General features: G+C 61.5%; 29 protein-coding genes. 3 read left to right on the forward strand and 26 right to left on the reverse strand.

Features of this window, described 5'->3' with window-relative positions; genetic code table 11:
* Positions 1-454: 454 nt before the first annotated feature.
* From ACYCTF_RS08195 to nifH, 11 genes are read right to left on the reverse strand one after another with little or no spacing between them, the layout of a single operon-like run.
* On the reverse strand, positions 455-991 hold the full coding sequence (locus tag ACYCTF_RS08195) for a nitrogen fixation protein NifQ (protein ID WP_461283473.1): 537 nt from the start codon (positions 989-991) through the stop codon (positions 455-457).
* A 4-nt stretch (positions 992-995) separates the two neighbouring features.
* Positions 996-1,313, reverse strand: coding sequence for a ferredoxin III, nif-specific (fdxB, locus tag ACYCTF_RS08200; RefSeq protein WP_461283474.1), 318 nt, complete (start codon positions 1,311-1,313; stop codon positions 996-998).
* On the reverse strand, positions 1,306-1,527 hold the full coding sequence (locus ACYCTF_RS08205) for a CCE_0567 family metalloprotein (protein ID WP_461284778.1): 222 nt from the start codon (positions 1,525-1,527) through the stop codon (positions 1,306-1,308). The genes fdxB and ACYCTF_RS08205 overlap by 8 nt, the downstream gene beginning before the upstream one ends.
* A 4-nt stretch (positions 1,528-1,531) precedes the next feature.
* Complete coding sequence (locus tag ACYCTF_RS08210; protein ID WP_461283476.1) at positions 1,532-2,008, reverse strand: NifX-associated nitrogen fixation protein; 477 nt, start codon at positions 2,006-2,008, stop codon at positions 1,532-1,534.
* Positions 1,995-2,411, reverse strand: a complete 417-nt coding sequence (gene nifX / locus ACYCTF_RS08215) for a nitrogen fixation protein NifX (protein WP_461283477.1) — start codon at positions 2,409-2,411, stop codon at positions 1,995-1,997. The genes ACYCTF_RS08210 and nifX overlap by 14 nt, the downstream gene beginning before the upstream one ends.
* A gap of 6 nt (positions 2,412-2,417) precedes the next feature.
* Positions 2,418-3,845, reverse strand: a complete 1,428-nt coding sequence (gene nifN / locus ACYCTF_RS08220) for a nitrogenase iron-molybdenum cofactor biosynthesis protein NifN (protein ID WP_461283478.1) — start codon at positions 3,843-3,845, stop codon at positions 2,418-2,420.
* A complete protein-coding gene (gene nifE, locus ACYCTF_RS08225) occupies positions 3,842-5,236 on the reverse strand; it encodes a nitrogenase iron-molybdenum cofactor biosynthesis protein NifE (RefSeq protein WP_461283479.1) in 1,395 nt (464 codons plus the stop codon). The genes nifN and nifE overlap by 4 nt, the downstream gene beginning before the upstream one ends.
* Positions 5,237-5,265: 29 nt before the next feature.
* Positions 5,266-5,616, reverse strand: a complete 351-nt coding sequence (locus tag ACYCTF_RS08230; protein ID WP_461283480.1) for a 2Fe-2S iron-sulfur cluster-binding protein — start codon at positions 5,614-5,616, stop codon at positions 5,266-5,268.
* A gap of 52 nt (positions 5,617-5,668) precedes the next feature.
* Entirely contained in the window at positions 5,669-7,225 is a 1,557-nt protein-coding gene (gene nifK / locus ACYCTF_RS08235; protein ID WP_461283481.1) for a nitrogenase molybdenum-iron protein subunit beta, read from the reverse strand.
* 42 nt (positions 7,226-7,267) lie between these two features.
* On the reverse strand, positions 7,268-8,728 hold the full coding sequence (gene nifD / locus ACYCTF_RS08240; RefSeq protein WP_461283482.1) for a nitrogenase molybdenum-iron protein alpha chain: 1,461 nt from the start codon (positions 8,726-8,728) through the stop codon (positions 7,268-7,270).
* 53 nt (positions 8,729-8,781) lie between these two features.
* Complete coding sequence (nifH, locus tag ACYCTF_RS08245; protein WP_461283483.1) at positions 8,782-9,666, reverse strand: nitrogenase iron protein; 885 nt, start codon at positions 9,664-9,666, stop codon at positions 8,782-8,784.
* A gap of 388 nt (positions 9,667-10,054) precedes the next feature.
* Here nifH and ACYCTF_RS08250 point away from each other — a divergent pair, with 388 nt between their 5' ends.
* Positions 10,055-10,480 carry a hypothetical protein gene (locus ACYCTF_RS08250; RefSeq protein WP_461283484.1) on the forward strand — a complete coding sequence of 142 codons (426 nt, stop codon included), beginning with the start codon at positions 10,055-10,057 and terminating at the stop codon, positions 10,478-10,480.
* Between the two features lies 1 nt (position 10,481).
* Here ACYCTF_RS08250 and ACYCTF_RS08255 read toward each other — a convergent pair whose 3' ends face one another.
* The 9 genes from ACYCTF_RS08255 to nifB all read right to left on the reverse strand — a co-directional run bounded on the left by ACYCTF_RS08255 (position 10,482) and on the right by nifB (position 16,772).
* On the reverse strand, positions 10,482-11,360 hold the full coding sequence (locus ACYCTF_RS08255) for an SIR2 family NAD-dependent protein deacylase (protein ID WP_461283485.1): 879 nt from the start codon (positions 11,358-11,360) through the stop codon (positions 10,482-10,484).
* A gap of 68 nt (positions 11,361-11,428) precedes the next feature.
* Positions 11,429-12,541, reverse strand: a complete 1,113-nt coding sequence (locus ACYCTF_RS08260; RefSeq protein WP_461283486.1) for a DegT/DnrJ/EryC1/StrS family aminotransferase — start codon at positions 12,539-12,541, stop codon at positions 11,429-11,431.
* Entirely contained in the window at positions 12,538-12,795 is a 258-nt protein-coding gene (locus ACYCTF_RS08265; RefSeq protein ID WP_461283487.1) for a hypothetical protein, read from the reverse strand. Before ACYCTF_RS08265 ends, ACYCTF_RS08260 begins: the two co-directional genes overlap by 4 nt.
* A 4-nt stretch (positions 12,796-12,799) precedes the next feature.
* Positions 12,800-13,012, reverse strand: a complete 213-nt coding sequence (gene nifT / locus ACYCTF_RS08270; protein ID WP_461283488.1) for a putative nitrogen fixation protein NifT — start codon at positions 13,010-13,012, stop codon at positions 12,800-12,802.
* A 29-nt stretch (positions 13,013-13,041) separates the two neighbouring features.
* On the reverse strand, positions 13,042-14,199 hold the full coding sequence (locus ACYCTF_RS08275; protein WP_461283489.1) for a cysteine desulfurase family protein: 1,158 nt from the start codon (positions 14,197-14,199) through the stop codon (positions 13,042-13,044).
* Between the two features lie 46 nt (positions 14,200-14,245).
* Positions 14,246-14,542, reverse strand: coding sequence for a nitrogen fixation protein NifZ (locus ACYCTF_RS08280; protein WP_461283490.1), 297 nt, complete (start codon positions 14,540-14,542; stop codon positions 14,246-14,248).
* A 46-nt stretch (positions 14,543-14,588) separates the two neighbouring features.
* A complete protein-coding gene (locus ACYCTF_RS08285; RefSeq protein ID WP_461283491.1) occupies positions 14,589-14,951 on the reverse strand; it encodes a HesB/IscA family protein in 363 nt (120 codons plus the stop codon).
* A gap of 10 nt (positions 14,952-14,961) precedes the next feature.
* Complete coding sequence (locus ACYCTF_RS08290; protein WP_461283492.1) at positions 14,962-15,180, reverse strand: 4Fe-4S dicluster domain-containing protein; 219 nt, start codon at positions 15,178-15,180, stop codon at positions 14,962-14,964.
* A 38-nt stretch (positions 15,181-15,218) separates the two neighbouring features.
* Positions 15,219-16,772 (reverse strand): nitrogenase cofactor biosynthesis protein NifB, encoded by a 1,554-nt coding sequence (gene nifB, locus ACYCTF_RS08295; protein WP_461283493.1) that lies wholly within the window; start codon positions 16,770-16,772, stop codon positions 15,219-15,221.
* A 487-nt stretch (positions 16,773-17,259) separates the two neighbouring features.
* Between nifB and erpA the strand changes: the two genes are divergently transcribed.
* Entirely contained in the window at positions 17,260-17,610 is a 351-nt protein-coding gene (gene erpA / locus ACYCTF_RS08300) for an iron-sulfur cluster insertion protein ErpA (RefSeq protein ID WP_461283519.1), read from the forward strand.
* Between the two features lie 278 nt (positions 17,611-17,888).
* Here the strand turns inward: erpA and ACYCTF_RS08305 are convergent, their stop codons facing one another.
* The 6 genes from ACYCTF_RS08305 to nifV are packed head-to-tail and all read right to left on the reverse strand — an operon-like array spanning position 17,889 to position 22,957.
* Positions 17,889-18,176, reverse strand: a complete 288-nt coding sequence (locus tag ACYCTF_RS08305; protein ID WP_461283494.1) for a ferredoxin family protein — start codon at positions 18,174-18,176, stop codon at positions 17,889-17,891.
* Positions 18,173-19,471: an FAD-dependent oxidoreductase gene (locus ACYCTF_RS08310; RefSeq protein ID WP_461283495.1), complete on the reverse strand. Its 1,299-nt coding sequence runs from the start codon at positions 19,469-19,471 to the stop codon at positions 18,173-18,175. The genes ACYCTF_RS08305 and ACYCTF_RS08310 overlap by 4 nt, the downstream gene beginning before the upstream one ends.
* A gap of 16 nt (positions 19,472-19,487) precedes the next feature.
* Positions 19,488-20,591 carry an electron transfer flavoprotein subunit alpha/FixB family protein gene (locus tag ACYCTF_RS08315; RefSeq protein ID WP_461283496.1) on the reverse strand — a complete coding sequence of 368 codons (1,104 nt, stop codon included), beginning with the start codon at positions 20,589-20,591 and terminating at the stop codon, positions 19,488-19,490.
* Positions 20,588-21,451, reverse strand: coding sequence for an electron transfer flavoprotein subunit beta/FixA family protein (locus ACYCTF_RS08320; RefSeq protein ID WP_461283497.1), 864 nt, complete (start codon positions 21,449-21,451; stop codon positions 20,588-20,590). Before ACYCTF_RS08320 ends, ACYCTF_RS08315 begins: the two co-directional genes overlap by 4 nt.
* A gap of 1 nt (position 21,452) precedes the next feature.
* Positions 21,453-21,815, reverse strand: a complete 363-nt coding sequence (gene nifW, locus ACYCTF_RS08325) for a nitrogenase-stabilizing/protective protein NifW (RefSeq protein WP_461283498.1) — start codon at positions 21,813-21,815, stop codon at positions 21,453-21,455.
* Positions 21,812-22,957, reverse strand: coding sequence for a homocitrate synthase (gene nifV, locus ACYCTF_RS08330; RefSeq protein WP_461283520.1), 1,146 nt, complete (start codon positions 22,955-22,957; stop codon positions 21,812-21,814). The genes nifW and nifV overlap by 4 nt, the downstream gene beginning before the upstream one ends.
* 760 nt (positions 22,958-23,717) lie before the next feature.
* Between nifV and nifA the strand changes: the two genes are divergently transcribed.
* Complete coding sequence (nifA, locus tag ACYCTF_RS08335) at positions 23,718-25,325, forward strand: nif-specific transcriptional activator NifA (protein WP_461283499.1); 1,608 nt, start codon at positions 23,718-23,720, stop codon at positions 25,323-25,325.
* The last annotated feature ends 180 nt before the right edge of the window (positions 25,326-25,505 follow it).

Genomic DNA, 25,505 nt, shown 5'->3' on the forward strand with positions numbered 1-25,505 from the left:
TCGAACTCCCCCACGATGGCTTCCGCAAGCAAGTGGCACGGCCCGCGAGACGCCGACCAAACGCGCTACACGGTACACCTGACCGCCGGGCCGCGTATCCACCCATCGTGCCCTTTTTCGGGCCCCCAAAAATCTCCTGCGCGGCCTCTTTGCGCCATCGTAGTAAGCCCCGAGCAGCCTGCGACTTTAGTCGCGGGAGGGATTGCGCTCCATTGACTGTATCGCCTGCAGGGCATGCCGAGGCGAGTGGATAAGGAGGAATGGCCGGGCAAGCTTAAGGCCTTGAGGCAGATGTATAGGAAGCGAGCCCGCCGGCCGATCCGACCGCCGGTCGAACGCGACCGAGATATATCGGGCCGGGCGACCAAGCCTCCATGGTAAGCTCCGACATGCCCCGTGATCGAGGCATTACGTGCTCTCTGGAACAAAACCTGCGGCTTCAGGGCGCTTTATTTCACTCGGCGCCGAAACAGGCTGCGTAGTCCGCGCATACGCCACAACTTGGGGCCTTGCACAAGACCACCCTCTCTCGCCGACAGAGCTCTTTATAGAAGAACTTCTTCCATTTCATGTTATCGACATTCTTTTCGTAGAGCGAAGTAAAGTGTCGTTGCAGGAGCCAGGACAACTCATCGCGCCCCGCAAGCCCCATGTCCTGCCAAAGGTGATTGTCGCCCAGGCAAGCGGTGGCGATCGTGTTAGCAAGCCAGAACGTCTCCTTTGAATCATCGGCACGGGACACAAGCAGAAGCTCCACAAGTTCGCCGTGCTCGTCGGCGCGCAAGGCTACGCATGCGCCAGTCTCCACAACCGTCTCGTCGAGATGGAACCGTTCGCCTAAATATTGCCGTCTTAGGGCCGCGAACTCTTGCGGCGCGAGACCAAGCGTCCGGAAACGCGCAGTCACGCCCGCAAAGGCACGTACCAATGCGCTGTCGATCGCGCCCGTCGCTGCACAAGACGCTTCATGCCCATGTCCGACTGTCGCCATGGCCCTATCCTCCGTCCTGCATGGGTGTGTGGGTATAGCACTTCTTCGGGCAGATCTTCGCGCACGCCTCGCAGCCCACACAGTTTCTTGGCTGCGCAATGGTCATGACCTTCTTCTCGTATTCCCCGTCGTCATCGTCGTCCGCCCCGACAGCGAGCGCTACGGTCGCGCCCTCGTCGGTCACGCCCACGAGTTGCAGGACGTCGCGTCCGCACACCCGGTAGCAACGCCCGCAGCCTATACACTTGTCGCGGTTCAAGCCCTGCACGAACCGGGGGACCCAACTCCGTCCGTCCGGCATGGTGACCGCGATGTCAGCCACTATCGCCTCCCACCCCCGCGAGTTCGGTGCGTGCCGCAGCCAGGGCTTGGTAAGCCTCATGGGTGCAGGCGGCCACCTCGCGGATTGTCTCCCATGCGATCGGAAGCTCCTCGGCGAGGTCGTGGAGCCGCATCTTGTGCTCGATGGCCTGGGCGCTCAGTTTCTTGATGCGCTTCTTCAGGGATTCGGTGTCGTCGGCAAGCCCTGCGCTCATGGCTTCAGCCTCCATAGTTGGCCAGATCGGGATATTGCTCAATCATGGCGACCGCGGCCGCGACGATCTTCTCGCCCTCCGCGCCGAGAGCAGCGAGCGTCGGGTAGCCGTAGCGGTGCACGTCACGCAAGTGCTTGTTCACGACCACGAGGCGTCCGGCGAGCAGCACGAGGCGTCCGAACCCCTCATGGTGCATCTTGATCATGGGCTGGGCCATGACGCCGGTGCGGCGCTCAACACAGAGTCCCACGGCATTATAGAAAAGCTCGAGGCGCCAGAGCGTCTCTGGGTCCGGGTCGCCGATGATGGGCATCTCCTTGCGCTTGGCCTTGTCGACCACATAGGGCTCGAGCAGGTCGAACTCGGTCTTTCCGTCCCAGGCCCCATGAGTGTCCTGCGCCCGCCATTGCTTCACGAGCTCCTGGACAAAGGGCAACTGAAGGACGGCCTCGTCTTCCAAAACAGTCTCACTGTGCGCCATGGCCCACCTCTTCATCCAAAGCAAACGTGCGCTCCCGACCCTTCAATAAGGCCTTACGCAGCCATGGCGGGGGCGTGCCGGCCAAAACCTTGCGCAACTGTGCCAGGAGATCATCGATCAGCTCAGGGCTCGAGACCTTGATCGGATGCACATTCTTCGCGACCACGCGCGCCGCACCCGATCCCCCTATGGCGGCGACATAAAGAATGGCGCAATCGGCAACCGCCGCGAGCTTGGGCCCGAGCTTGTCCTCGTTGCCATCCTCATTGAGTTCGCCGTCAAATTCATGCACCCCCACGCATTCGTAGCCGTCCTCCGATATCTCATAGACGGCGATGTTCTTGGCCCAACCGAAATGGGCGTCGACGCGCTTCATATCCTGTGTTGCGAACGCGATCTTCATGGCGATTCAAGTCTCCCTTATGGAATGATGGCTGCGACAGGAGCCGGCGCATGTCACGTCTCCCATCGCGGGCTTGTGGCAGGGGTCTTGCGCGATACCGGAGTCCGCGTCGGCCGGCCGCAACTCATGACCATGGGCGAGAAAGATATTGCCGACCTCGAAGACGAGATCGCGCGTACCCTTGTAGCCCACGATGACGCGGTGCGCGGCCCCCAGGCGATCAAAAATCGGCAGGCCCATGCGCAAGAACGGAATACCCAGGCGCTGCGCTGCCTGGCGTCCGTGCGAGTGAGTGATCAAAAGGTCACAACCAAAGGCCCGCGCTTCCAGGTCCTCAAGATCACCCAGGCACGCGCCTTCCGCCGCAAGCCACGCGAGCACCGGGGACTCAGTGGTGGTGACGGCTGCGGCCAGCTCGGATCCCATATCCTTGCACCACGCCCCCAAGGCCCACAGCAGGTCCGGTTCAGCACCGATGGCGACACGTTTGCCGCCGAAGAAGAAGTGGGCATCGAGCATGGCATCCACAAGCTGGCTGCGCTCACGACGATATTTGTCGGGCACCGGGCGCCCGGACAAGGCGCTTAAATACGCCAAGAAATCGTCGGTGGCTGCAAGTCCTGTGAGGCGATCGAAGATCCGAGTCGGGACCCCCGTCTTTTCCGCCAGGACTCGGGCCGCCGGCCGCATCTGTTCGCCAATGGCGATAGCGGCCTCCGACGCCCCGATCCGTGCGATATCCGCGGAGGTGGTGCCACCGAGACTCGTGGGGCTGAAGTCCACCGGCACGTGGCCATCGAGTGAACCGGACAGATCGGGCAGCACGAGCGGCGACAAGCCGAAATCGACGACGATGGCGCGCAACGCCGCGATGTCCCCCGGGGTCACATGGCACCCGGGCAGAATGGTCACCTGACCCTTGATGGTCGCCACGGGCGCTACGAGCGAATCGATAATGGCGGTCACGGCCTTGGCCCAACCATCCTGGAAGGCCCCCTGATAATCGGGCGTCGAGACATAGACGATCGGCATGTCGAGTTCCGGATGCGCCCCCTTGATCGCCCGCAGATCACCCGCGACGTCGTCACCCTTGGTCTCTGTAAGCCCTGTCGAGGCGATACCGATGAACGCTGGCTTCGCGCGCTTGTGGATATTGAGAAGCGCTTTTTCGATGTTCTCACCGCCGCCGAGTATAGTTGTGACTTCGTTCATGGCAGTCGTCTGCAGCGGAATGGACTCGCGAAAGTGGCGGACGAACAAGACCAGACCGAAGGCCGTGCATCCCTGCGACCCGTGAAAGACTGGCATGGACCCGGCGACGCCAAGAAAGGCAAGCGCCGCCCCAAGGGGTTGACTCATCTTCAGGGGATTGACCGTGCAGGCTTTGCTCGCGGGCCGCGCGGCGCGCTCATGGATGGCGGCCGGGACGGTCATGACACCACTTCCGCATCCCACGGCGCCGGACGGCGCACCTGCCCCCAGATCGGGTTGTAGAGGGCCTTATCGATCTCGGCCACCAGGGCCACCATGCCATCATAACCGGCGTAGGCATGATGACGCTCCTGATTGATGTCGAGCCATGGAACCTTGGCCTTTAAGGCCACGAACTGCGAGCGTCCACCCGACAGCATGATGTCGGCGCGCGCGTCCTTCAGTAATTTGTACATCTCGCGCGGCGTCATGTCCTCGATCATATGGGCCTCATCACCCATGATCTTCTTGATGCGCTCCTTATCCTCCTTGGTCGATTTCTTGACGCTCGTGCCGACGATCTCGATGCCGATTTCCTGGAGCGCCGCAACCATCGACCAGGACTTCACGCCACCTGTGATCAAAAGTACGCGCTTGCCCTGCAGTCTCGGTCGGTAGGCTTCAAGTCGCGCCCAGGCACGTGCCTCCTCGCGGGCGACCAGAACCTCGACGCGCTCTGCAAGATCCGCAGGTGCGTCACGCGCCACAAGCAGGCGCGCGATCTCGCGCAGCGCCTCGCTCATATCCGACACGCCATAGAATGAACCCTCGAAGAACGGGATGCCGTAACGCTCCTCCATCTTGCGCGCCACATTGATCATGGCCTTGGAGCACACCATCATGGCCGCGCGGGCGCGATGGGACGAAGCTACTTCGTGATAACGCGCATCGCCACTGATGCACGCCAGAACCCGAACACCAAGCTCGGCAAGCAGGGGCTTGACCTGCCAGAGCTCGCCGGCCAGATTGTATTCGCCGATAATGTTAATGTCGTAAGGCGTCGTGTACCCGGGTTCCTCGGTTCCTATGACGTATTCGAGCAGTGCCTCGCCCGCAAGTTTGTTGCCTAAGTTCTTGCTGCCGACGAAACCTGGCGCATTGACCGGGATGATGGGCTTTCCGAAGCGGGTACTCGCGGCCTTACACAAAGCCTCGATATCGTCTCCTATGAGCGCCGTCACGCACGTTTGATAAACGAACACCGCCGGCGGATCGTATTTGGCGAGGATCTCCTTTATGGCGCGAAACAAGCGCTTTTCCCCACCGAACACCACATCTGTCTCGTTGATGTCGGTTGTGAATCCGGTCCGGTAGAGGAGCGGCCCGGAGGACTTCGCCCCGCGGTTGTCCCAGGAGTTGCCCTCGCAGGCAATGGGTCCATGCACCAGGTGCGCGACATCGGTGATGGGCTGCAAGGCAATCTTGGCCCCGTCGAAGGCGCAACCGCCAGCCGCCGCGCCGGGTTGCAGGGCCTGCGTGCAGCCTTTCTTGCGCTCCCGGTCGCCCTTCGTCAGATTCTTGCCGCAAGCGGGCTCATTGAAGACCTGCTGCACGGTATTCGCCAAGCTATCCATGTCGCCTCCAGACGTTCAGCAGCGCCTTGCTAGGCGAAGACCAAAATATCCTCGTCTTCCACCACGTACTGACAAGCCAGTCGCCAGAGTGCCGGATGGGCCGCGATGTCTTGGGCCCGGTATTCGGCGTCTGTGAGCTTGCCCGCTTGATAGAGAACCGTCTTTTCGTCCGAACTTAAGATCACCCGCGCCGCAGCACGGCCCCGGTCCCGGTACACGATCTTGACGGCGCAGGCCCCGCAGAGGCCCTGGCCGCAGGTCTTATGGGCAGGCCACGGTATCTCGCGCGCAATCATAAGCAGCGTCGCGCCATGGCACGGTTCGAGCTTGATCACGCGCTCCACATCGAACGGTGGAGCGATAAACGTCACATTGCCCATAAGTCATCTCCTAGCCGGGACCTTTGCGGCTGCCCTGTGAGGGCGGAGCCCCTTAGCGGATGATGTCGAAGCTATAGTCGGTCTTGCCCGGAATCATCGTATCGGCATCGGTCACGTCGAAAACCTTGTCCAGGATCTTCACCAGCGTGTTCATGGCTCCCTGGTAACCCCACAGCGGATAGCGGTGGTGATGATGACGATCGAAGATCGGGAAGCCTATGCGGATCAGAGGTGTACGCGTATCGCGCTCGAGGAATTTCCCGTAGGTGTTGCCGATCAGGAAATCGACGGGCTCAGTGAAGAGCAAGGACCGCATATGCCAGAGATCGCGCCCCGGGTAGACGTGGCACCCCTTGCCGAACGGCGAAGCATCCAGAAGGGCCTGCACACGGGCCTCCCAGTCCGGCGTCCCGTTGCTCGCGAGGATATGCACGGGCTCCGCGCCCAATTCGAGCAGGAAGCCCGTAAGCCCAAGCGTCAGATCCGGGTCACCATAGAGCGCGAACTTCTTCCCATGGATATGCGCCGAAGAGTCGGCAATGGCATCCACCAGACGTCCGCGTTCGCGCGTGATCTCCTCCGGGATCGGGCGCCCCGAAAGACGGGCGACCTCCATGAGGAAGCGATCGGTTGCGGCCACCCCGATCGGGTGATTGAAGGCCGCGACTTCATGCCCCTTCTTCGCCGCATAGGCGAGCGTCTTCAAGGTACAGAACTCCTGCATGGAGATCGTAGCCTTGGCGTGAACGGCGGCGGCCGCGTCCTCAAGCTTGGTGCCGCCGTCATACATGCGGAAGTGACCGTCGGTGGGCGTATCCCAGACGTCGCTGTTGTCCCCGAGCATCGTATAGTTGACGCCCATAAGACTGAACAGGCGCTTCACCTCGCGCATGTTGCCCACCGCGTAGCCATCGAATCCGCCGATGAGGTTTATGCTATCTCGTGGTTCGCGCACGAGTGGCGGCTCGGTCCCGGCCTTGCCGTCCCAAAAATGTTCCAGGATGCTCCTCATGGTGTTGTCGTAACCCGTGACGTGACTGCCCACGAAGGCCGGCGTGTGGGTAAACGGGACGTCGAACGCCGCGGGCACCGAGCCCTTCTCCTTGGCAGTCTTGATGAAGGCGTTCAGGTCATCGCCTATGACTTCCGCCATACAAGTCGTCGACACCGCGATCATTTTCGGCTTGTAGAGGTTGTAGGCGTTGGCCAGACCGTCGATCATATTGTTCAGCCCGCCGAACACCGCCGCATCCTCGGTCATCGATGACGACACGCACGACGTAGGCTCCTTGAAGTGGCGACTGAAGTGGCTGCGATAATAAGCGACGCAGCCCTGCGAGCCGTGCACGAACGGCAAGGTCCCCTCGAAGCCCACGGCCGCAAACACCGCACCCAACGGCTGGCAGGCCTTGGCCGGGTTTACCACCAAGGCCTCGCGAGCGAAGTTCAGGTCGCGGTATTCCCGGGTTTTGGTCCAGTCGACGGCGCTTTGAAGCTCGGCCACAGGCACCGCGTTCTCGAAGGCCTTTTTATTTTCGAACATGTCCACATATTCCTGGGACCGGAACAGGCTAAAGTGGTCGAGGACTTTGTCAGCATTCTGGCTCATACAAACTCTCCATTCGCTCGATTAAGGACGTGGGCTACCGAACTACTGCCCCGCGTTCCAGGGGGCCTTGGCGAGACCCCATACTGGGTTATTGATCGCCATATCCATGTCGCGGGCGAATATCGCGAAACCGTCGTAACCATGATAGGGCCCCGAATAGTCCCAGGAATGCATTTGCCGGAACGGCACGCCCATCTTCTGAAAGACGTACTTCTCCTTGATGCCCGAGCCCACAAGATCCGGCTGCAGACGATCGACGAACTTTTCGAACTCGTAGCCGGTCACGTCGTCATAGATCAGCGTCCCATCCTTCACGTAATGCGTGGTGCGCTGATAGTCGTCGTTATGGCCGAACTCATAGCCTGTGCCTATGACCTCCATACCGAGATCCTCGTAGGCCCCTATGACGTGTCGGGGACGCAGCCCTCCCACGTACAACATGACCTTCTTGCCCTGAAGGCGCGGCTTATACTTGGCGATGACCGCGTCCATGAGCGGCTGGTACTTGGCGATCACACGCTCCGCCCCCTCCTTTATGTGGTCATCGAAATGGCTGGCGATGGCACGCAAGGACTCGGCTACCTTGGACGGACCAAAGAAGTTGTATTCCACCCAGGGAATTCCGAACTTCTCCTCCATGTAGCGCGATATGTAGTTCATGGAGCGATAGCAATGCAGGATGTTGAGCTTAGCCTTGGGCGTGTTCTCGAGCTCCGCCAGGCTGCCGTCTCCGGACCATTGGGCGATGACCCGAAGACCCATCTCCTCGAGCAGGATGCGCGACGACCAGGCATCGCCGCCGATGTTGTAATCGCCGATGATGGCGACGTCGTAAGGGGTGCTCTCGAAGGAGACGGGTCTCTCGCCCGGCCTCTCGAAGACCCAGTCACGGACCGCGTCGTTCGCGATATGATGGCCCAAGGACTGCGATACGCCCCGGAATCCCTCGCAGCGCACAGGCACTATGGTCTTGCCGTCGTACTCCTTGGACTTTTTCTTTGCGACCGCCTCGATGTCGTCACCTATGAGGCCAATCGGGCATTCGGATTGGATCGTTATGCCGTGGTTCAGCGGAAACAGGGTCTGGATCTCGTCTACGATCTTGTCGAGCTTTTTGTCGCCCCCGAAGACGATGTCCTTCTCCTGGAAATCGGACGTAAACTGCATGGTCACGAAGGTGTCGACCCCTGTGACGCCGATATAATAATTGCGCCGCGCCGCCCAGGAGTACTGGCCACATCCGACCGGTCCATGGGAGATGTGTATCATGTCCTTGATCGGCCCCCACACGACCCCCTTGGAGCCCGCGTAGGCGCAGCCGCGGATCGTCATGACACCGGGTACCGACTTGATGTTGGATTTCACACCGCAGTCGGGCTTATCGCCCTCATAAACGTTCAGGTGCTTGGCACGCTTCTTGGCGGTCTTGTCCGGGTAGATGGAAAGCGCCTCGGTGATGATCTCGGCGTTGCGGGCCTTTACTTCATCCAGTGTCAGATCCATAGCGAACTCCTGTCAGTGCGGCCGGGGCCACGCCCCGGCCAGCGTCAACGTCGTCAGGCCACTGCGCACTCGGCGGCGGTCTTTCCTACGATGGACTCATCCACCGCCTTCATGATGCCGTGCTCCATGAGCAGATCCTCGAGCTCGTCCATGGTGATGGGCGTCGGGATGGTGCCCTGGCCCACGTTCTCGTGAATCTTCCGGGCCAAGGTCCGATATTCGTCGGCCTGCTTGGAATCGGGCGCGTACTCAAGCACCGTCATGCGGCGCAGCTCCGCGTGCTGCACGACGTTATCGCGAGGCACGAAGTGGATCAGCTTGCTATTCAACTTCTTCGCCAGGGACTCGGCGAGCTCGTACTCCTTGTCGGTCTGGCGCTCGTTGCAGACAAGCCCGCCCAGGCGCACACCGCCCGAATTGGCGTACTTCAGGATGCCCTTTGAGATATTGTTGGCGGCGTACATGGCCATCATCTCGCCCGACATCACGACGTAGATCTCCTGGGCCTTGTTCTCGCGGATCGGCATCGCAAAACCCCCGCACACGACATCGCCCAACACGTCGTAGGAGACGTAGTCCGCGCCCTCATAGGCGCCCTCTTCCTCGAGGAAGTTGATCGATGTGATGACGCCACGGCCGGCACACCCAACCCCAGGCTCGGGACCGCCAGATTCCACGCATCGAATGTCGCGATACCCCACCTTCATGACGTCTTCGAGCTCCAGATCTTCGACACTACCCGCCGCCGCAGCCAGGCTCAGAATTGTGTCCTGCGCCTTGGCATGCAGGATGAGGCGGGTGGAATCCGCCTTCGGGTCACAGCCTACGATGAGAATCTTCTGGCCCATCTCCGCAAGGGCGGCGAGCGTATTCTGGGAGGTCGTCGACTTGCCGATGCCGCCCTTTCCGTAAAACGCGATTTGCCGTAATCCTGTCATTTCCGATCTCCTTTAATGAGGAAGCTCTTCGTGGCTCTGGCTGCCCAATCCGCTTCAAACTCTTTTTGGTCTGAGAAACGTCATGGTGGCCGCCACGTTCGCGCCTTGGTTCCTGGCATCCCGCAGCGGCGTGCCGTACGGGCGAATCAAGAGCAAATGCCGTGCCATACGCAAACGCGGCAAAAACGTGGTTCTTTGGGAACGACCCTGTCGGCCTTACGACAAAATCGGGGTTGGACTGTGGGACTTGTCTCAAATGCAACAGAAACGTCGGATGGCGGAGGTACGCCGTCCCCAATGAAGCGCGGAACCCAAAGCTTGCGCGTGGGATGCGGGTCGGAACGAAACTTGCTGCGCAGCTCACGACCGACCTTAAGGAGGCTCTGGCATGCAAATCGGCGTGACGAGCGACGCGGCAGTGGCAAATTTTTGTGTATTCGTCATCTCGCCTTGCGAGATCAAGCGCACAGCCTTGCAGTTCATGCTGCAGGACGAATACGAGACCCACGAATGGAGCGGACTTGATCAGGCGCTCGACAGGATACGCGAGCGCCTGCCCGACGTGGCGATCGTGGATAGGATTGAGCTTGGGGACGCCGATGTGGGGCTTATGGATCGAATCCGAAAAATGAGCCCCAAGACCCGCGTCGTGGTCCTGGTGGGGCAGGCAGGCGAGCCGGAGGGAGCGCGCTGGCTTGCCCAAGGGGCCCACAGCCTCCTGCCCCAGACTCTTACGGTGGAGGCGGTCCGCCGCAAAGTGCGACTGGCCCTGGGGTTGCGCGCGGCGATCGGGATAGGAGTGGAGACCAGTTAGTTTAGGACGCGGCCCCAACCATAGGGGGCGCCTGCGAGGCGCTGTGGGTATGGGGTAGCGGCGCATAAGCTGCCAGCGCGCGAGTAAAGCTTGCGAGATCTTGAGCGATGGGCGTAATCGACTGCTCGCTGAGGAAGCGGGCCTCGTTGCGCGTGAGGGGGTCTGGCAAGACCGCCCAGTGCGGCCCTTGTGAGCGCTTCATGATCTGGCGCGCGAACACACGCTCGAGCTGGGTCGTGAAGCGGCATCCAAGAAAGAGAAAACCGCGGTCGGTACGCAATTCCTGCACTCGAGCCGGGATCGGGGTCTGGATGTCGATCTCTGTTAAGACTTCGACAAAGTCAGAATCCGACACGAGAAAATTGCACGCCGGATGAATGGCGCCAAGCGGTTCGTAGAGAAGCGTAGCCCAGAGGACCTCGTCGCCCGGCATCGCCCGCGTGCCGTCGTGTCGGAACGAGTGCACCCACGTGCCGTAATGCTCGGCCTGGCTCACGGCCTGCAGCAACCCCCACTCGTCAGACCGTCGCTCCAAGGCCTGTCGCAACAGGTCGTCATACCAGGCGTGGACTATCACCGGAAAACCCCGCGCGGCGAGCCACTCGTGCAGGATGTTGGGCGCAGCCTGCGCGGCGAAGGCATCCCGCATGAGCGTGTTGACGGTCTTTCGGTGCTTGAAGTTTTCTATGAACTGGGCGGCAGCGGTGAGATTTCCTCGGATCTTGTGGGGAACCGCGACCTTGCTCGTAAAACGCAAGACCAGATCCTCCGGGGTCGCAGGCAACGGACAGGCGCCGTCCAAGGCGATCGCACTCGGGCCCACGTAGGGGATGATGTGTCCTGCGGCCAGGGCCGCGCGCAAGTCGTTGGGTATGATCATGATCGAAGACTCCTTTTCATCATTGAGCGTAGGGACTGCAAGCCATGTTCGCCGTATTTTCCGCCCCTCTAGAGATAGATCGCAGACCCCGCGCCGACATTAATGGAGGCGTCCTTCAAGGACTCGACGATCCGCGCGATCTCTTCCTCGGCAAGCCCGGCATAGAACGGGAGGACGATGCCGCGGTCGGCGATTTTGTCGGTCAATCCGCAACCGGCCCCCGAAAGCCGTCTACGCCGGCACTCCTCATCGCGATAAAGGGGTATGGCATAGGCGCGCGCCTCTATGCCACCTTCGCACAGATCGTCGACAATGGCATCGCGCGCTTGGCGGCTGAAGCGCGCACCCAAATGGACGAGAAAGGTAAACGCGTGGTGGGCGCTTACCCGGGGCCCGGTGTAGGGGTCTTTAATGCCCTCGAAGGAGCGGATGTGGCGCCCGTAGAGCGCCGCGACCGAAGCACGCGCGGCCAAGGTGTCCTCCAAGCGCCCCCACTGCGCATCCAGCAAGGCCGCGGTGGAGGCGCTCATGACATCAGCCTTGCGACCAGCTGTCATATGCTCGCCTAAGGCCTGCGCAAGTCGCACATCATCGGTCAAGACGAGCGCCCCCGCGCCGCCTGCGACTGGGCCCCGTGCCTGAAAATCGAACAGGCTCACGTCACCAAAACAGCCGACCGGCCTTCCCTCGTACGTGGACCCGATAGCCTCCGTCGAATCCTCAATGAGGATAAGATCGTGGCGCAGGCGCAGCTCCTCGAAGGCCGTCCAATCGGCGGGGTGGCCATTGGTATTACCAACCAGAATGGCGCGCGTGGCGGGCCCGATTTTGGCAGCGGCCTTTTCGGGATTGAGTGTGCCGGACCAATAATCGATGTCGGCGAATACCGGTGTCGCGCCCACCCGCCACACCGCGCGGGCGATCCCGTGCCAGGAATAGGCCGAGACCACGACCTCGTCGCCGGGCCCAAGCCCGTAGACCTCGAAGACGTGCTGAAGACCGCCTGTGGCGCTTGCGCACGCCACGGCGTGGCGCCTCGCAAGCTGCGTGGCGACGCGCGCCTCGAAGGCCGAGATGATGGTCGCCTGCACAGCCGGGCTTGCCTGTTCCGCCGCCCGCATACGCTCGCGATCGGCGGCGGCGATATCCCAAACTTCGGTCCGGATCTTGAGGGCGCTCATGCCCGCTCGCGCACGGCTATGAGTAGACCGGTGGCCGCGGCCAGATCAGGCGTCACCGCCACGCAATGGTCGCGCCCGTCCACGAGATAGATATCGGCCGCAGGGGTGACCCGAAACGGCTGGCTTCCGACCATATCCACGGCATCACAAAACACGAAGGCAAGCTCCGGGAACTCACGCCGTAAGACTGAAAGAGGCGGGCCGGCGTCGGCGTCGAGGAGACCCTGCAGGCGGTGCCAATCGGATTCCCTCATGGCTTCATGCCTCCGCAATCCGCCGCGCATCGACTGTGATCGGCAAGGTCGTCTCCACCGCCAACGCGGGCAACTCCAGCTGCCAGCCGTTGGCAAGCGTGACGCGCCCACCCCACATGGCCGGCTGCTCCATGGCCACGATCGGCTCCTCCAGATCCTTCTTCGCGACATAGACCGACAACACACCCTCGCGATTTCTGCGTATCATCACCTTCATTGCCTATCCCCCTGCATCCTCGTGTACCCTTAAGCCGCGCGCGCGGCCACCTCGCCCAGGATTTCAGGAAGCAGGGCCAAGACCCGTCCCACGCATGCCTCACTGTTGTAACGCCCGAACGAAAACCGGATCGCGCCCAGGGCCACGCGCCGATCGAGCCCCATGGCCGTCAACACATGCGATGGATCCATCCCGCCGGCGGCGCACGCCGCCCCCAGAGAGACCGCCACGCCTCGGCGATCAAGGGCCGCCATGATCCGCTCACCATCCAAAGTCCCAAAACTGATGTTGCTGGTATTGGGCAGCCGCGGTGCTTCCACCCCATGGATCCGCGCCGCCGGGAAGCGCTCAACGATGCCGCGCTCAAGATCGGCGCGCAGCCTGCCTATACGGAGGGCTTCCCCCTCCAGATCCTCCTGGGCGAGGGCGCAGGCGCTCCCAAAGCCTACGATCGCCGGAAGATTCTCGGTGCCACCACGCATCCTGCGCTCCTGGTGGCCCCAAAGCAGGGGCGTGATCTTGAAGGCCTTACGCACAAACAACGCAGCCGCCCCAGGCGGCGCATGCAGCTTGTGGCCAGACAGGGACAGCATTTCTATGGGTAGCTCTTTAAGGTCAATCGGTATCCTGCCGGCCGCCTGCACGGCATCCACGTGGAACGGCACAGCCAAGGCGTGCGTAGTCTCCGCGATCTCGGGGATCGGAAAGAGCACGCCGGTCTCGTTATTGGCCCACATGAGCGTCACAAGCGCGGTATCGTCGGTGACAGCATCCCGCACCGCGCCCGCAGCCAGCCGCCCTTCGCTGTCGACAGGCAGATAGGTCACGGCTATGCCCGTCTCCTCCAGATGACGCAACAACATCAGGGTCGAGGGGTGCTCGACGGCACTTGCGACGATATGCCTGCGGCCTGCGCGCGCGGCCAGTGTCCCCAAAATGGCTGTGTGGTTCGCCTCGGTCCCCGAACTCGTGAAAACGATCTCTTGGGGTCGCGCGCCCACAAGCCCTGCTACCTCGGCGCGCGCCTCGCGCAGAAGACCCTTTGCGCGCATGCCCGCAGCGTGCGCGCTCGACGGGTTGCCGATACCCGATCGCAGACAGGCAAGCATCGCCTCCAGACACTCCCGCGCCACGAGCCCGGTCGCGCTGTAGTCGAGATAGACATGGGCCGAGCCCTTTTCGGTCATCGCCTAACCCCCCTGGTCTTCGGATCACCGGCCGGGCCCGGCGCCATCAACACCCCGGGTCAGACCCTTCGGCCGGCGCGGCGCTCTCGAGTTCCCGCCCCTTCATGCCGACCCGATAGCCGTTGGCCACGAAGTCCACGCCGTAGATATAGAACTGCTGCAAAAATGTTCCTATGCTCGTCACGTAGCCCTCATCGCCCTTTTTCACGAGAACATCGCCTATGTCCTTGCCAGGGAAAGTCCCGTCATTGCGCACGGTCTTGCGCGATCGGACCTTTTCTCCATAATCGAATCGCGGCGGCCCGTTCAATTCGACCGTGTCGCTATCGCGGCTGATCTTCATATTCGCTCCCCCTTTCGTGACCGCTTGCGCGCGACTTTCGGAAGCCCTAGGACCGACGCTTCAGGGCGCTTATGTCGACTACGGCCGCGCCGGCACCGGCGCTTGAGCAACCGCATCCGCTGCCTTTCGGATCCATTACCGTGAAGCCAGACGAGTGGGCCGCGTCGGAGAAGTCCAGAGTGCAGCGCTCGAGGAGCGCCTGGGTCGCAGGTGACATATGGAGCGTGACGTCCTCGTACTGCATCGTTACGTCGCCCGCGGGGGCCGCCGCCTCCACGGTGAATTCGACGCTCATGCCGGAGCATCCTCCGGGGGCCGCGAGTAGACGGAAGCCGTGCGCCGGGTTGCCACTCATACGCAACATACGGCGCATAAACTTGAGAGCTGATGGTGTGATCGTCATGCACATAGGCGCGCCCTCAAGCCTGGTAGCGTGCGACGCTTGTGTCGATCACGCAGGTGTTCTCGACCGGACACACGGCAACACACTGGGGGTCATCGAAATACCCGATGCATTCGGTGCACTTTTCAGGCTTTATGACGTATGTTCCGTCCTTTTCGCGGATGGCGTTGTTGGGGCATTCCGGCTCGCAGGCCGAGCACGCGGTGCACTGCGAGCCTATGATCTTGTATGGCATGGATCTCTCCTTGTGTTTTCGATAGCGTCGCACGGGACTTAGGCGGCGACGTAAGCCCCTTGGCGAATCGCCGCGTCGCCTTTCGGCGCATGCGTGATATCGCCCCTCTCCACCCGGTCGACATAGCCCTTGTAGTAGGCCAGTACCGCCGCGTCGATGAACTCGTGAGCACAGGAGTCGACTGGCTCTATTCCGGCCTCCTTCAACGAAGCCCGCGGGCACCCGCCGATCTTAGCCACCAGGACCGCGGTGCAATCGTTTAGGGCCCGGATAATGGTCGGTAAGGCATCTTCCTCCCCGTAGCCACCCTGACAGTACAGATCGACACGCCTATGACCCACGAATTTCGCGCCACCGGCGCCCGCCTCATAGATCTGGAATTCCTTGGCGTGCCCAAAGTGCTCGTTCACACGCCCTTCACCCTTGGTGGCAACCGCCACCAGAATCGCGATGTCGGACTGGCGCTCGCGCAGCCCCTCGAGCCAAACCTCCTTGGCGGCCGCTTTTTCTTGTCTCTGATCCTCCACGGTCGCCTGATAGGCGCGACGCGCTGCACCATCGTAGGAAAGCTCCATCTCCATCACCTTCTCGGTGGTAAACTCCGCAGAGCGATCCTCGCCTAACAGTCCCACGGCATCGGCACGGCATTGGCGGCAATGCCGCATCATGTTCATCTGCCCCTCACAACGATCCTGCAGGGCCTTCAGTTCCTGCGCCGTAGGGCCACGCTGCCCGTTTAGACCGAACACCGTCCCGTGCTCCGGCGCCGAGATGAGCGGCATAATGTTGTGCAGGAAGGCACCCCGTGACTTCACGGCCTTATTGACGTCGACTAAGTGCTGATCATTGATCCCCGGGATCATGACAGAGTTGACCTTGCAGAGGATGCCGCGCTCGGTAAGCATCTCAAGACCCTGCATCTGCCGCTCATGAAGGATCTGCGCGGCCTTGCGTCCGGTGTAGCGCCTATGCCGATAGTAGATCCACGGGTAGATTCTGGCGCCCACCTCCACATCGACCATATTTATCGTAATCGTCACGTGATCGACGTTGAGACCCTTGATCCGGTCGACATAGTCGGGCAAGGCGAGCCCATTCGTAGACAGGCACAGCTTTATGTCCGGGGCCTCGCGGGCTATGAGCTCGAATGTCTTGAAGGTCTTTTCGGGATTCGCCAATGGGTCCCCCGGTCCGGCTATTCCGAGGACGGTCATCTGCGGTATGGCGCTTGCCACTGCCAAGGTCTTGCGGGCGGCCTGTTCAGGCGTCAATCGCTCGCTGACAACGCCGGGGCGAGATTCGTTGGCGCAGTCATATTTCCGGTTACAGTAGTTGCATTGGATGTTGCAAGCGGGTGCCACAGCCACATGCATGCGCGCATAGTGGTGGTGAGCCTCTTCGCTGTAACAAGGGTGATTCTTGACTTTTTCCCAAACGCCTGGGGCCATGTCCTCGGGCGCCATGGACGAGCCGCAGCCGGCCTTACCGGACCCACCCGAGGCGCCGCAACCCTTATGCTCGGAGGCCGCAACGGCTACGCCCTCCAAAGAGGCTTGCGGCCGGGTCGTATCCGAAATGTCTTTTGATTCCATGGAACGATTCCTCTGGCAGTGAAAGAACCGCAGCCTGTGCGGTGGCGCATTATTCACATCGGTCCTTCAGCAAACGCCGTGCCAGCGTCTATTGGAACGCGCGGGCGTGTCGTGACGGGCGTTTTTCGGCGGGCGGGATGGGCCGGATGTGTCGGATTAGCGACGAAGCCGAACAAAAACGCCCGATTCGTCGCTTATGCGACATGCACGGGGACGTGCGGGATTGCGCCGCACGAGGCGGCTTGCCCCGACGTTCCGTGTAACCACGGACGATCAGAACGGATGTGGTGGACGCACGCCAAGAGGAACACTCATGTGGCATGGGACTTGCTGGTTACACAAACCGAGACTCCCGCCCTTCCAGGGAGACGGATGGGTTGTTCGCCGGGTGACACGAAAGACTCGCATTGTGCCCCCGCGGTCAAAAAACGGAGGTGAGAACATGGCTCAGAAGGCATTGCAGAAAAGCCCGGATCCGATAGGAGAGATGGGTCCGGTCGGCGGCATCTGTGACCCTATTACGGTGAGCACCGATGCGCTTGGGAAGATGCGGACGCTTATGGCCGAGGAGGGTCTGGGGGATGTCTATCTGCGGATATGGGTCGGTGGCGGAGGCTGCGCCGGATTCCAATACGGCTTCTGCTTCGAGGGCACGACCGAGCCGGGCGACCGAGTGATCGACAAAGACGGGGTGCGCGTCGTGATCGATCCGCTCAGTCTTCCCTACCTCATGGGAGTCGACATCGACTACCGAGACGACCTTAAAGGGGCCCGTTTTGTTGTGAAGAACCCCAACGCGCGCTCGACCTGCGGCTGCGGTAACTCGTTTTCGGCCTAAATTGGGGATGCGTCGCGCCATCCGGCCGCTTTGGGCGGATGGTGGCGCCGCCTTTTCTCGTAAAGATAACGCGCCTTTGAAATTGCGAGCCGACCGGGGGACCGCCCCCCGCGGAGCCTTGTACGCAGAGGCCGGTGCAGCCATGGTGGGGCTCTAGGGAGCGCAAGGACAGGAAAGGCACGCGGGCAGCGGCTTATACCGCGGCACGGCTTGCCGCAAACTCCCGAAGATCCCCTCCCCGGGTCGGCCCCGTCAAGGGGCCACGCCCAGCTTCGATATCAGCCGAACTTGAACAATATGCCGTAGCCCCCTCGGGGGTATTCCCAACGAACGTTGCGGTGCTCGCCACATATGACGCGGCAGGTCCCACACTCAAGACAGCCATCGGTGATCAAGGTCACGCGGCCGGCATTGTCCTCTGCATAGCATCCCGCCGGGCAACAGAAGGTACAAGGCTTTTCCTTGCAATGAACGGCGCAGATGTCCCCATCGGTGATCTCGATGTGGGCGCGTCCAGCGTCCACGCGGTACCGGTTCTGGAAGAGCTTTTCCTCTATGCGCATCATTCGAACGCCCTCCACAGCCTGAACGCATCGGCGAACAACCCAAATCTCGATCGCGCGCGCGTGAATTCCTGGCGAATCGCGCGCTCCTTGGTTTTTTTGTCAACCCCATCTACCGTCAAGAGGGTATGAGCCGCCTGGCTTACGAGATGAGGATAGTCGATAAAAAATTGCCGGTTCTTGTCCATGACGCTCGGGACATTTTTATATTTTTTCATGTCCTTCATGACGAAGCTTTCATCCAGAGCTTTGCGGTACGCCGCCAGATTCTGCGCAGTCATGGGTTTGTTCCGTGCCTTTAGGTCGATGACAGTCTCGGCCGCAAGGCGCCCGGTGGTCATGGCCAGATTCGACCCCTCCCGGTGCACGGCATTAACGAACATGCCGGCGTCACCGACCATGAGCCAGCCGTCGCCGTAAACGGCTGGGATGGCGTTGTAGCCGCCTTCTGGAATCAGATGCGCGGTATATTCCTTCATCTCGCCCGCTTCGAGCAGCGGCCTTATGGCCGGATGGGCCTTCATGCGCTCGAGCAAAGCATAAGGGGCAATCTTGCTCTTTTTGAAGTCGGAGAGCAGACAACCGACTCCGATCGTCACAGACTCTTTGTTTGTGTAGAGGAAGCCTGTGCCCACCATGCCTTGGGTAATCTTGCCAGCCATCTCGATGACGACACCCTCGGTCCCTTTGACGTTGAAACGGTCCTCTATCGTCTGCTCGGGTAGGAAGTGGATCTCCTTGACGGCTAGGGCCACATCTTTGGGTTTCAGTTCGCCATGGAATCCCGCTTTGCGTGCAAGGAGGGAATTGACGCCATCAGCCAGAATAACAATGTCGGCATACACCGAACCGTTCTCACGGTCGGTGCGGACCCCCACCACGCGGTGCCCATCCATGTGCAGGTCGAGCACCGTGGTCTCGCAAACGACGAGCGCCCCAGCGTCGCGGACTTTTTTGGAGAACCAGCGATCGAACTGGGAACGGATGATGGTGTAGCGGTTATAGGGGGGCTTGCTGAAATCGGCCGATCGATAAGTGCCGCCGATATAGGATTCATCATCCAAGACCCACATGCGCTGCTCGATGACATGACGCTCCAGCGGCGCATCCTCGCGGAAGTCCGGTATGATCCTCTCCAGGGCATCAGAATAGAGAATGGCCCCCTGCACGTTCTTGGACCCTGAGTACTCGCCGCGCTCGATTTGCAGGACCTTGAGGCCGGCCTGGGCCAGGGTATAGGCGGCACTGTTTCCGGCGGGGCCCGCGCCTACGACAATGGCATCGAAATGTTCCGACATAAAACCTCCTTAACCGTCAGCCGGCCCGCTTCCGGGCCCTTAAGTGCTCCGTAAACGCCTGGGTCAAGGCCGGCAGGATGGTCATGGCGTTGCCGACGATGCCGTAGTGCGCAAACTCGAATATCGGGGCGTTGGCGTCCTCGTTGATTGCAACGATCACGTCGGACTTGTCCATGCCGACGCGATGCTGAACGGCCCCCGATATACCCGCCGCGATGTAGAGCCGCGGCCGAACTGTCTTTCCAGACTGCCCCACCTGCCGCTCGGCGCCCACCCATCCCGCCTGGATCACCGGACGGCTCGCACCCACCTCCGCGCCCAGTACGCGCGCGAGATCGTGTATAAGGCGGAAGTTCTCCTGGCGCTTCATGCCGCGCCCACCGCTTACGATGATGTCGGCGAATGGGAGCTGGGCCTCTGTGACACGGTCGTCAGGGATAAATTCCAGGATCTTTGTGGCGATCGACTCCTCGACCGCCGTAACCGGATGCTCGACCACGCGGCCGGTACGGGTGGCGTCGGCGGCCGGCATGGCCATGACGCGCGGGCGCACGGTCGCCATCTGCGGGCGGTAGTTCAAGGTCACGATAGTGCACAAGAGGCTGCCGCCGAAAGTCGGGCGAGTGGCCGCGAGACCCCGGTTCTCAGGGTCAATCACAAGGCCCGTGCAATCGGCAGTAAGCCCTGTCTTTAGAGTCGTGGCGACACTGCCGGCCAAGTCGCGACCGAGCGTCGTCGCCCCCAGAAGCAAGATCTCCGGGCAGTAGCGATTGACAAGCTCAGTGAGCACGGTCGTGTATGGGGCATTGCGATAGTCTTTGAGGACCGGATGACAGGCGAGATAACAGACGTCCGCGCCGAAGTGTATAGCCTGATCGCAGCAACCCCGGATGGCGTCACTGGGGGAGCCGAGCAGGACCGCTGCGAGCTCCACATTCAGGGCATCGGCCAGCTTGCGGCCCTCGCCCAGCAATTCCCAGGATACGGGATGGACCTGCCCGCGCTCGTATTCGACAAAGACCCAGACCCCTTTATAGCCTGCCAGACGTTCGTCAAGCTTCATGACGCGGCGGCCGGCGGCTCGCGGTGCCTGCTTTTGTTGTGCTGGTGAGGATGTCATAGGGAACTCCCGTCGGGCGTGGGGGAAGGGTTGATGGCAAGCGCCACATCCGGGCGGTTCGAGAAGAGCTTGGCAACCAAGGTCGCCGCCAGATCGATCGGCTGACCGCTCTGCGTCTCAATGATCTCCGCGCGACGGTTAGTGGGAGTAGGCGCAAAGACCTTGGAGACGGCAGTCGGCGACCCCTTCAGGCCGATCTTGGTGGCATCATCGATATGGGCGTCGTCTTTGCTCCATATCGCGAGCGAATGGCGCTCGGCACGAAGCATGTCGGTCAAGGAAGCGAAGCGCATCTCGTTGATGCCCTCAAGCACGGTAATGAGCGCCGGCAACTGGGTCTTCAAAACCTGCACCCCGCCCTCGGACCGTCTGTGCACGACGATCTCTCCGGCAGCCGGATCGAGGGAGACGATCTTGCTCACATACGTAAGCAACTGCATATCAAGACGCGTGGCGATACCAGGCCCCACCTGTGCCGTGTCGCCGTCTATGGTCTGCTTGCCGGCAAAGACAAGATCGACCGGCAGGCCCTTATGAACCTGGCGTATCGCCGCCGATAAGGCGTAACTCGTGGCCAGGGTGTCGGCACCCGCGAAGGCCCGATCAGTCAGCAGGATGGCCTCGTCGGCACCAAACGCCAGGGCCTTGCGCAGCGCCGCCTCGGCCGGTGGCGGCCCCATGCATAGCGCAGTCACGCGCGCCCGGTAGCGATCCTTCAGGCGCAACGCCTCCTCGAGAGCATAGAGATCGTAGGGGTTCACGATCGCAGGCACCCCTTGGCGCATGATTGTATTGGTAACCGGGTGCACGCGGATCTGTGCGCTGTCGGGGACCTGTTTTATGCAAACCAGGATATGCATCTCACTCTCCTTTAGGGCGCACCGCGGGAGTACGCCCGATCGTCTTGACCGCGACCTCCGCTGTCTGATCCTGAAAAACCCGGAAGACCTTCTCGATGCGTGCGTTCGAGCGCACGAAATCGCCATGAGCCCTCTCTAGGAGGGACGCGCACAAGGCGTGCAGGTCCTCGCCGTCTGCAGACGCGTCGTCGAGGGCAATCGCTAGATATTGGCGGAAACGTTTTAAGATATGGAGACGGTTCACGTTCACGACGTGTTTGTCGTAGGGCACCGCCAAATACTCGAAGAACTCCTCGGCCGCCGATAATTGGCTCAACTCACGAAAGAGCCTCTGGCTTGCCGATCCCTGGGATGGGCCGCTCATATGGCTACCATCGCCGCCACCAGGGCGCCGGTCTCGCCAAGGAAGCCGCGCAGATCCTGATCGCTCGGCGGGTTTTTGGTACGCATGGCGTGGGCACGGACCAAAGTCACGATCTCCTGCGCCTGCTCGCGGCTTAGCGCAATGCCCATCTTGTCGTAGATGTAGGCCACGGCGCGCGAACCTGAGTGCTTACCGAGCACGACGCGATGTGCGCGCCCCACCTCCGCCGGGTCGAAGCCCTGATAGGTGCGGACATCCTTCAATAGCCCGTCGACGTGAATACCGGCCTCGTGAGTGAAGACTGCATCGCCGACGACGCTCTTCTGGGCGGGGGTCGGGCGGCCGGAGGCCCGGCTGACAAGTTCTGAGATCAGAGGCAGGTGCGTCATGTCGATACCTGTCGGGCGTTGATGGATCACGCGCAGCGCGAGCACCACCTCCTCCAGACTCGCGTTACCGGCCCGCTCACCCAGACCGTTTACGGTAGTGTTGGCATAACGGGCGCCGGCAAGCACCGCCGCCAGGGTATTGGCGGTGGCAAGGCCAAGGTCGTCGTGCGCGTGGATTTCGATCGGCAGGTCGGTATTGTGAACAAGCGCAGCGATGCGCTCGTGTGTGGTGAACGGGTCCAGCACGCCAAGGGTGTCAGCAAATCGTAGCCGCCAAGCCCCTGCCTTTTGCGCCGCATCGGCGATCCGACGCAGGAAGTCTGGATCAGCGCGCGAGGCGTCCTCGGCCCCGACCGAGACCGTCATGCCCCGATCGACGCCGTCTTCCACGAAACGCGTCACGGTCTTCAAGACCCAAAGGCGGTTACGCCCAAGCTTACGGTGGATCTGGATGTCCGATGCCGGGATCGAAAGATGGACGAGTACCGGCCCGCAAAGAGCGGCGGCGTCGAGGTCAGAGCGGCACATGCGCGCCCACACCATAAGGCGCGCGCCGAGCTTGAGCGCACCAAGCGCGCGTATCGTTTCGCGTTCCTCGGGGCCCAGGGCCGGTATGCCGACCTCCAATTCGGCGACTCCGGCGCGATCCAGGGCGCAGGCGATGGCGATCTTTTCCTCGGCACTGAAGACTACGCCGGCCGTCTGCTCCCCATCACGCAAAGTGGTATCGTTGATCCCTACCGCAAGATCCATGTCGCAAACCCCCATGATCGCCCACGAACTCCCGATAGCAAGCCCCATGCCAAGGACTGGAATGGCGTGAAAAGGCGGGCCGCCGCCATAGCGCGCAGTAAAGGAGTCCCGCGATGTGGGCTTTGCGACCGACACGTCTGTCGCAAACCGGACGTACCGCCCATCGAAGGGGGGCGCGCGCAAAACCGGCCGCGCCCGGCCCGGGTGCCCACAAGAAGGCTCGGCAGACGCGTGGCGTAAACACGGAGCCTCCCAAACCCTGAGTCGCGCGCGCCCCGAGCGGGGGGCTCCGATCGCCTGGCGGGCGCTCGATCACAGCAGGCGTCTGAGCGATAGACCTTTTGAGGGACCTTTCGGCTTCGATGCAGGGGTCTGGCTCGGGCGCGGTGCGGGGTGCGCGGAGCGGCGACGATGGGTGCGCCCCTTGCCACCACGTGCCCCCGCTCACCCCGCGACCCCGTCCGAGCAAGTCTTGTGCCGCCTCAACAAGTCATAGGAGTCCACGGCCTATGTCGTAAAGCCGACAATATCTCGACAAAGTGGCGCTATTTGTCTGAAAAACGACAAGGCCCGATTCGAAGCGCTGGGGCACTTGGCGTGCTGGTCCCGCCTCGCAAACCGCGTTGGCCCTTCACGAGTGGACTCAATACCCCCCATAACAACGCGAATGGCGGGCAGCCCTCGTGACGGTACATAAATTGCCTTGGATAGCGGTAGAATCACTATTTAAGGGCACTCGACACGCGATGGGGATGGTGTCATGACCAAGCGGCCAGAAGGTAACGCGACGGCGCAAGTGCTTGCCATGTATGAGATCGGTAAGGCACTGAACGCCTGCGCCGATCTCACCAAGACCCTGCGCGCGACGCTCGAGATTCTCGCGTCTTATCTCCATATGCAGCGCGGCATGGTGGCGCTCGTACAGGACGATGGGGCCTTGCAGACCGTCAGCGCACATGGCTTGAATTGCCAGGAAAAGGAACGCGGACGCTATCTGAAAGGCGAGGGCATCATCGGCCGAACCCTCAAAACCGGCCTACCCATCGTCATACCGAATGTCGCGGACGAGCCGCTTTTTTTGAACCGCACACGATCGCGCGACCTGGGAAAAGGACACGCGATCGCCTTCATCTGCGTCCCGATCAAAGCAGGCCGCGACACCATAGGCGTCTTGAGCGTAGACCGCGAGACCGATGCCGCGCAAAGATCCCCACGCTTTGAGCAGGACGTGCGATTCCTCAAAATGATCGCCATTCTGATCGGCCACGCAGTCCGGCAATACCGGCTCATCGCCGCCGAAAAGGCCGAACTCCTGTCCGAGAAGCAGCAGCTTGAGACCGCCTTGAAGGGCCGCTACAGCATCGACAACGTCATAGGCTATGGCAAACGCATGCAGGAGGTGTTTGCGGAGGTCCACAAAGTCGCGCCCGGGCGCGCAAGCGTGTTGCTGCGCGGCGAGTCAGGGACCGGCAAGGAGATGATCGCGCGCGCCATTCATTACCTGAGCCCACGCAAGGATAAGCCCTTCATCCGCGTCAACTGCGCAGCACTTACTGAAACCTTACTCGAGTCCGAACTGTTCGGTCACGAAAAGGGCGCTTTTACCGGTGCCTCGCAGGAACGCAAAGGACGTTTTGAGTCCGCCCACGGCGGCACACTCTTTCTGGATGAGATCGGTGAGATTTCACCGGCCTTTCAGACCAAGCTCCTGCGGGTGCTCCAGGAGCGCGAGTTCGAGCGGGTCGGCGGCAACAAGTCGATCCGGGTCGATGTGCGTCTGATCTGCGCCACCAATCGTGATCTGGAGGCGGCGGTTACCGACGGCTCGTTCCGCGAAGACCTGTATTATCGCATCAACGTTGTGGCGATCTTTCTGCCGCCCTTGCGTGAGCGCCATGAGGACATCCCCTTCCTGGTCGAACATTGCCTCGACAAATTCAACACGGAAAACGGCCGACAAGTGCGCATGGCGCCCGAGGCGATGCGTACGCTCCTTAAGTGCAACTGGACCGGCAATGTGCGCGAACTCGAGAACTGCGTGGAACGTTCTGCGACCATGGCACAGAGCGACGTCATCGAACTGCCGGATCTTTCTTGTCAGCAAGGAAAGTGTTTTTCGGGTGCCCTACAGGAGGGCTCGGCTACCCGCGGCGCCGCCTACCCCCTAACGCGCACGGATGGACGGCCGGGACTTGCGAGCGCAAACGGCGGGCCCACACAATCGCCGGCCTCGGAGCGCGATCGCCTCGTTTGGGCGCTCGAACAATGCGGGTGGGTCCAGGCGAAGGCCGCGCGCCTCCTCAATCTCACGCCGCGCCAGGTGGGCTACGCCCTGAAGAAATACGCCATCCCGCTGCGACGCCTGTAAGGTAACCACCAACCCCCCCGTGTCGAAAACTTCCCGCGCACGTGGCACACCCGCGCCTAGCACGACCGCCCTGGATTGCTTGCCTGGTACGCTATTTGCTGCGTAGACCCCTGTCGGTGGCAACACGCACGCCGGCTACGCTTAATTTCTCTTCCCCAGAGGATGACCGGTCGTGGAGAG

The organism is Acidiferrobacter sp. (genome assembly GCF_054609335.1).

Coding starts and splice junctions, on each gene's coding strand:
- ACYCTF_RS08195 (WP_461283473.1), bottom strand. CDS start 991: ATGGCGACAGTCGGACATGGGCATGAAGCGTCTTGTGCAGCGACGGGC.
- ACYCTF_RS08205 (WP_461284778.1), bottom strand. CDS start 1,527: ATGAGCGCAGGGCTTGCCGACGACACCGAATCCCTGAAGAAGCGCATC.
- ACYCTF_RS08210 (WP_461283476.1), bottom strand. CDS start 2,008: ATGGCGCACAGTGAGACTGTTTTGGAAGACGAGGCCGTCCTTCAGTTG.
- nifX (WP_461283477.1), bottom strand. CDS start 2,411: ATGAAGATCGCGTTCGCAACACAGGATATGAAGCGCGTCGACGCCCAT.
- nifN (WP_461283478.1), bottom strand. CDS start 3,845: ATGACCGTCCCGGCCGCCATCCATGAGCGCGCCGCGCGGCCCGCGAGC.
- nifE (WP_461283479.1), bottom strand. CDS start 5,236: ATGGATAGCTTGGCGAATACCGTGCAGCAGGTCTTCAATGAGCCCGCT.
- ACYCTF_RS08230 (WP_461283480.1), bottom strand. CDS start 5,616: ATGGGCAATGTGACGTTTATCGCTCCACCGTTCGATGTGGAGCGCGTG.
- nifK (WP_461283481.1), bottom strand. CDS start 7,225: ATGAGCCAGAATGCTGACAAAGTCCTCGACCACTTTAGCCTGTTCCGG.
- nifD (WP_461283482.1), bottom strand. CDS start 8,728: ATGGATCTGACACTGGATGAAGTAAAGGCCCGCAACGCCGAGATCATC.
- nifH (WP_461283483.1), bottom strand. CDS start 9,666: ATGACAGGATTACGGCAAATCGCGTTTTACGGAAAGGGCGGCATCGGC.
- ACYCTF_RS08250 (WP_461283484.1), top strand. CDS start 10,055: ATGCAAATCGGCGTGACGAGCGACGCGGCAGTGGCAAATTTTTGTGTA.
- ACYCTF_RS08255 (WP_461283485.1), bottom strand. CDS start 11,360: ATGATCATACCCAACGACTTGCGCGCGGCCCTGGCCGCAGGACACATC.
- ACYCTF_RS08260 (WP_461283486.1), bottom strand. CDS start 12,541: ATGAGCGCCCTCAAGATCCGGACCGAAGTTTGGGATATCGCCGCCGCC.
- ACYCTF_RS08265 (WP_461283487.1), bottom strand. CDS start 12,795: ATGAGGGAATCCGATTGGCACCGCCTGCAGGGTCTCCTCGACGCCGAC.
- nifT (WP_461283488.1), bottom strand. CDS start 13,012: ATGAAGGTGATGATACGCAGAAATCGCGAGGGTGTGTTGTCGGTCTAT.
- ACYCTF_RS08275 (WP_461283489.1), bottom strand. CDS start 14,199: ATGACCGAAAAGGGCTCGGCCCATGTCTATCTCGACTACAGCGCGACC.
- ACYCTF_RS08280 (WP_461283490.1), bottom strand. CDS start 14,542: ATGAAGATCAGCCGCGATAGCGACACGGTCGAATTGAACGGGCCGCCG.
- ACYCTF_RS08285 (WP_461283491.1), bottom strand. CDS start 14,951: ATGTGCATGACGATCACACCATCAGCTCTCAAGTTTATGCGCCGTATG.
- ACYCTF_RS08290 (WP_461283492.1), bottom strand. CDS start 15,180: ATGCCATACAAGATCATAGGCTCGCAGTGCACCGCGTGCTCGGCCTGC.
- nifB (WP_461283493.1), bottom strand. CDS start 16,772: ATGGAATCAAAAGACATTTCGGATACGACCCGGCCGCAAGCCTCTTTG.
- erpA (WP_461283519.1), top strand. CDS start 17,260: ATGGGTCCGGTCGGCGGCATCTGTGACCCTATTACGGTGAGCACCGAT.
- ACYCTF_RS08305 (WP_461283494.1), bottom strand. CDS start 18,176: ATGATGCGCATAGAGGAAAAGCTCTTCCAGAACCGGTACCGCGTGGAC.
- ACYCTF_RS08310 (WP_461283495.1), bottom strand. CDS start 19,471: ATGTCGGAACATTTCGATGCCATTGTCGTAGGCGCGGGCCCCGCCGGA.
- ACYCTF_RS08315 (WP_461283496.1), bottom strand. CDS start 20,591: ATGACATCCTCACCAGCACAACAAAAGCAGGCACCGCGAGCCGCCGGC.
- ACYCTF_RS08320 (WP_461283497.1), bottom strand. CDS start 21,451: ATGCATATCCTGGTTTGCATAAAACAGGTCCCCGACAGCGCACAGATC.
- nifW (WP_461283498.1), bottom strand. CDS start 21,815: ATGAGCGGCCCATCCCAGGGATCGGCAAGCCAGAGGCTCTTTCGTGAG.
- nifV (WP_461283520.1), bottom strand. CDS start 22,957: ATGGATCTTGCGGTAGGGATCAACGATACCACTTTGCGTGATGGGGAG.
- nifA (WP_461283499.1), top strand. CDS start 23,718: ATGACCAAGCGGCCAGAAGGTAACGCGACGGCGCAAGTGCTTGCCATG.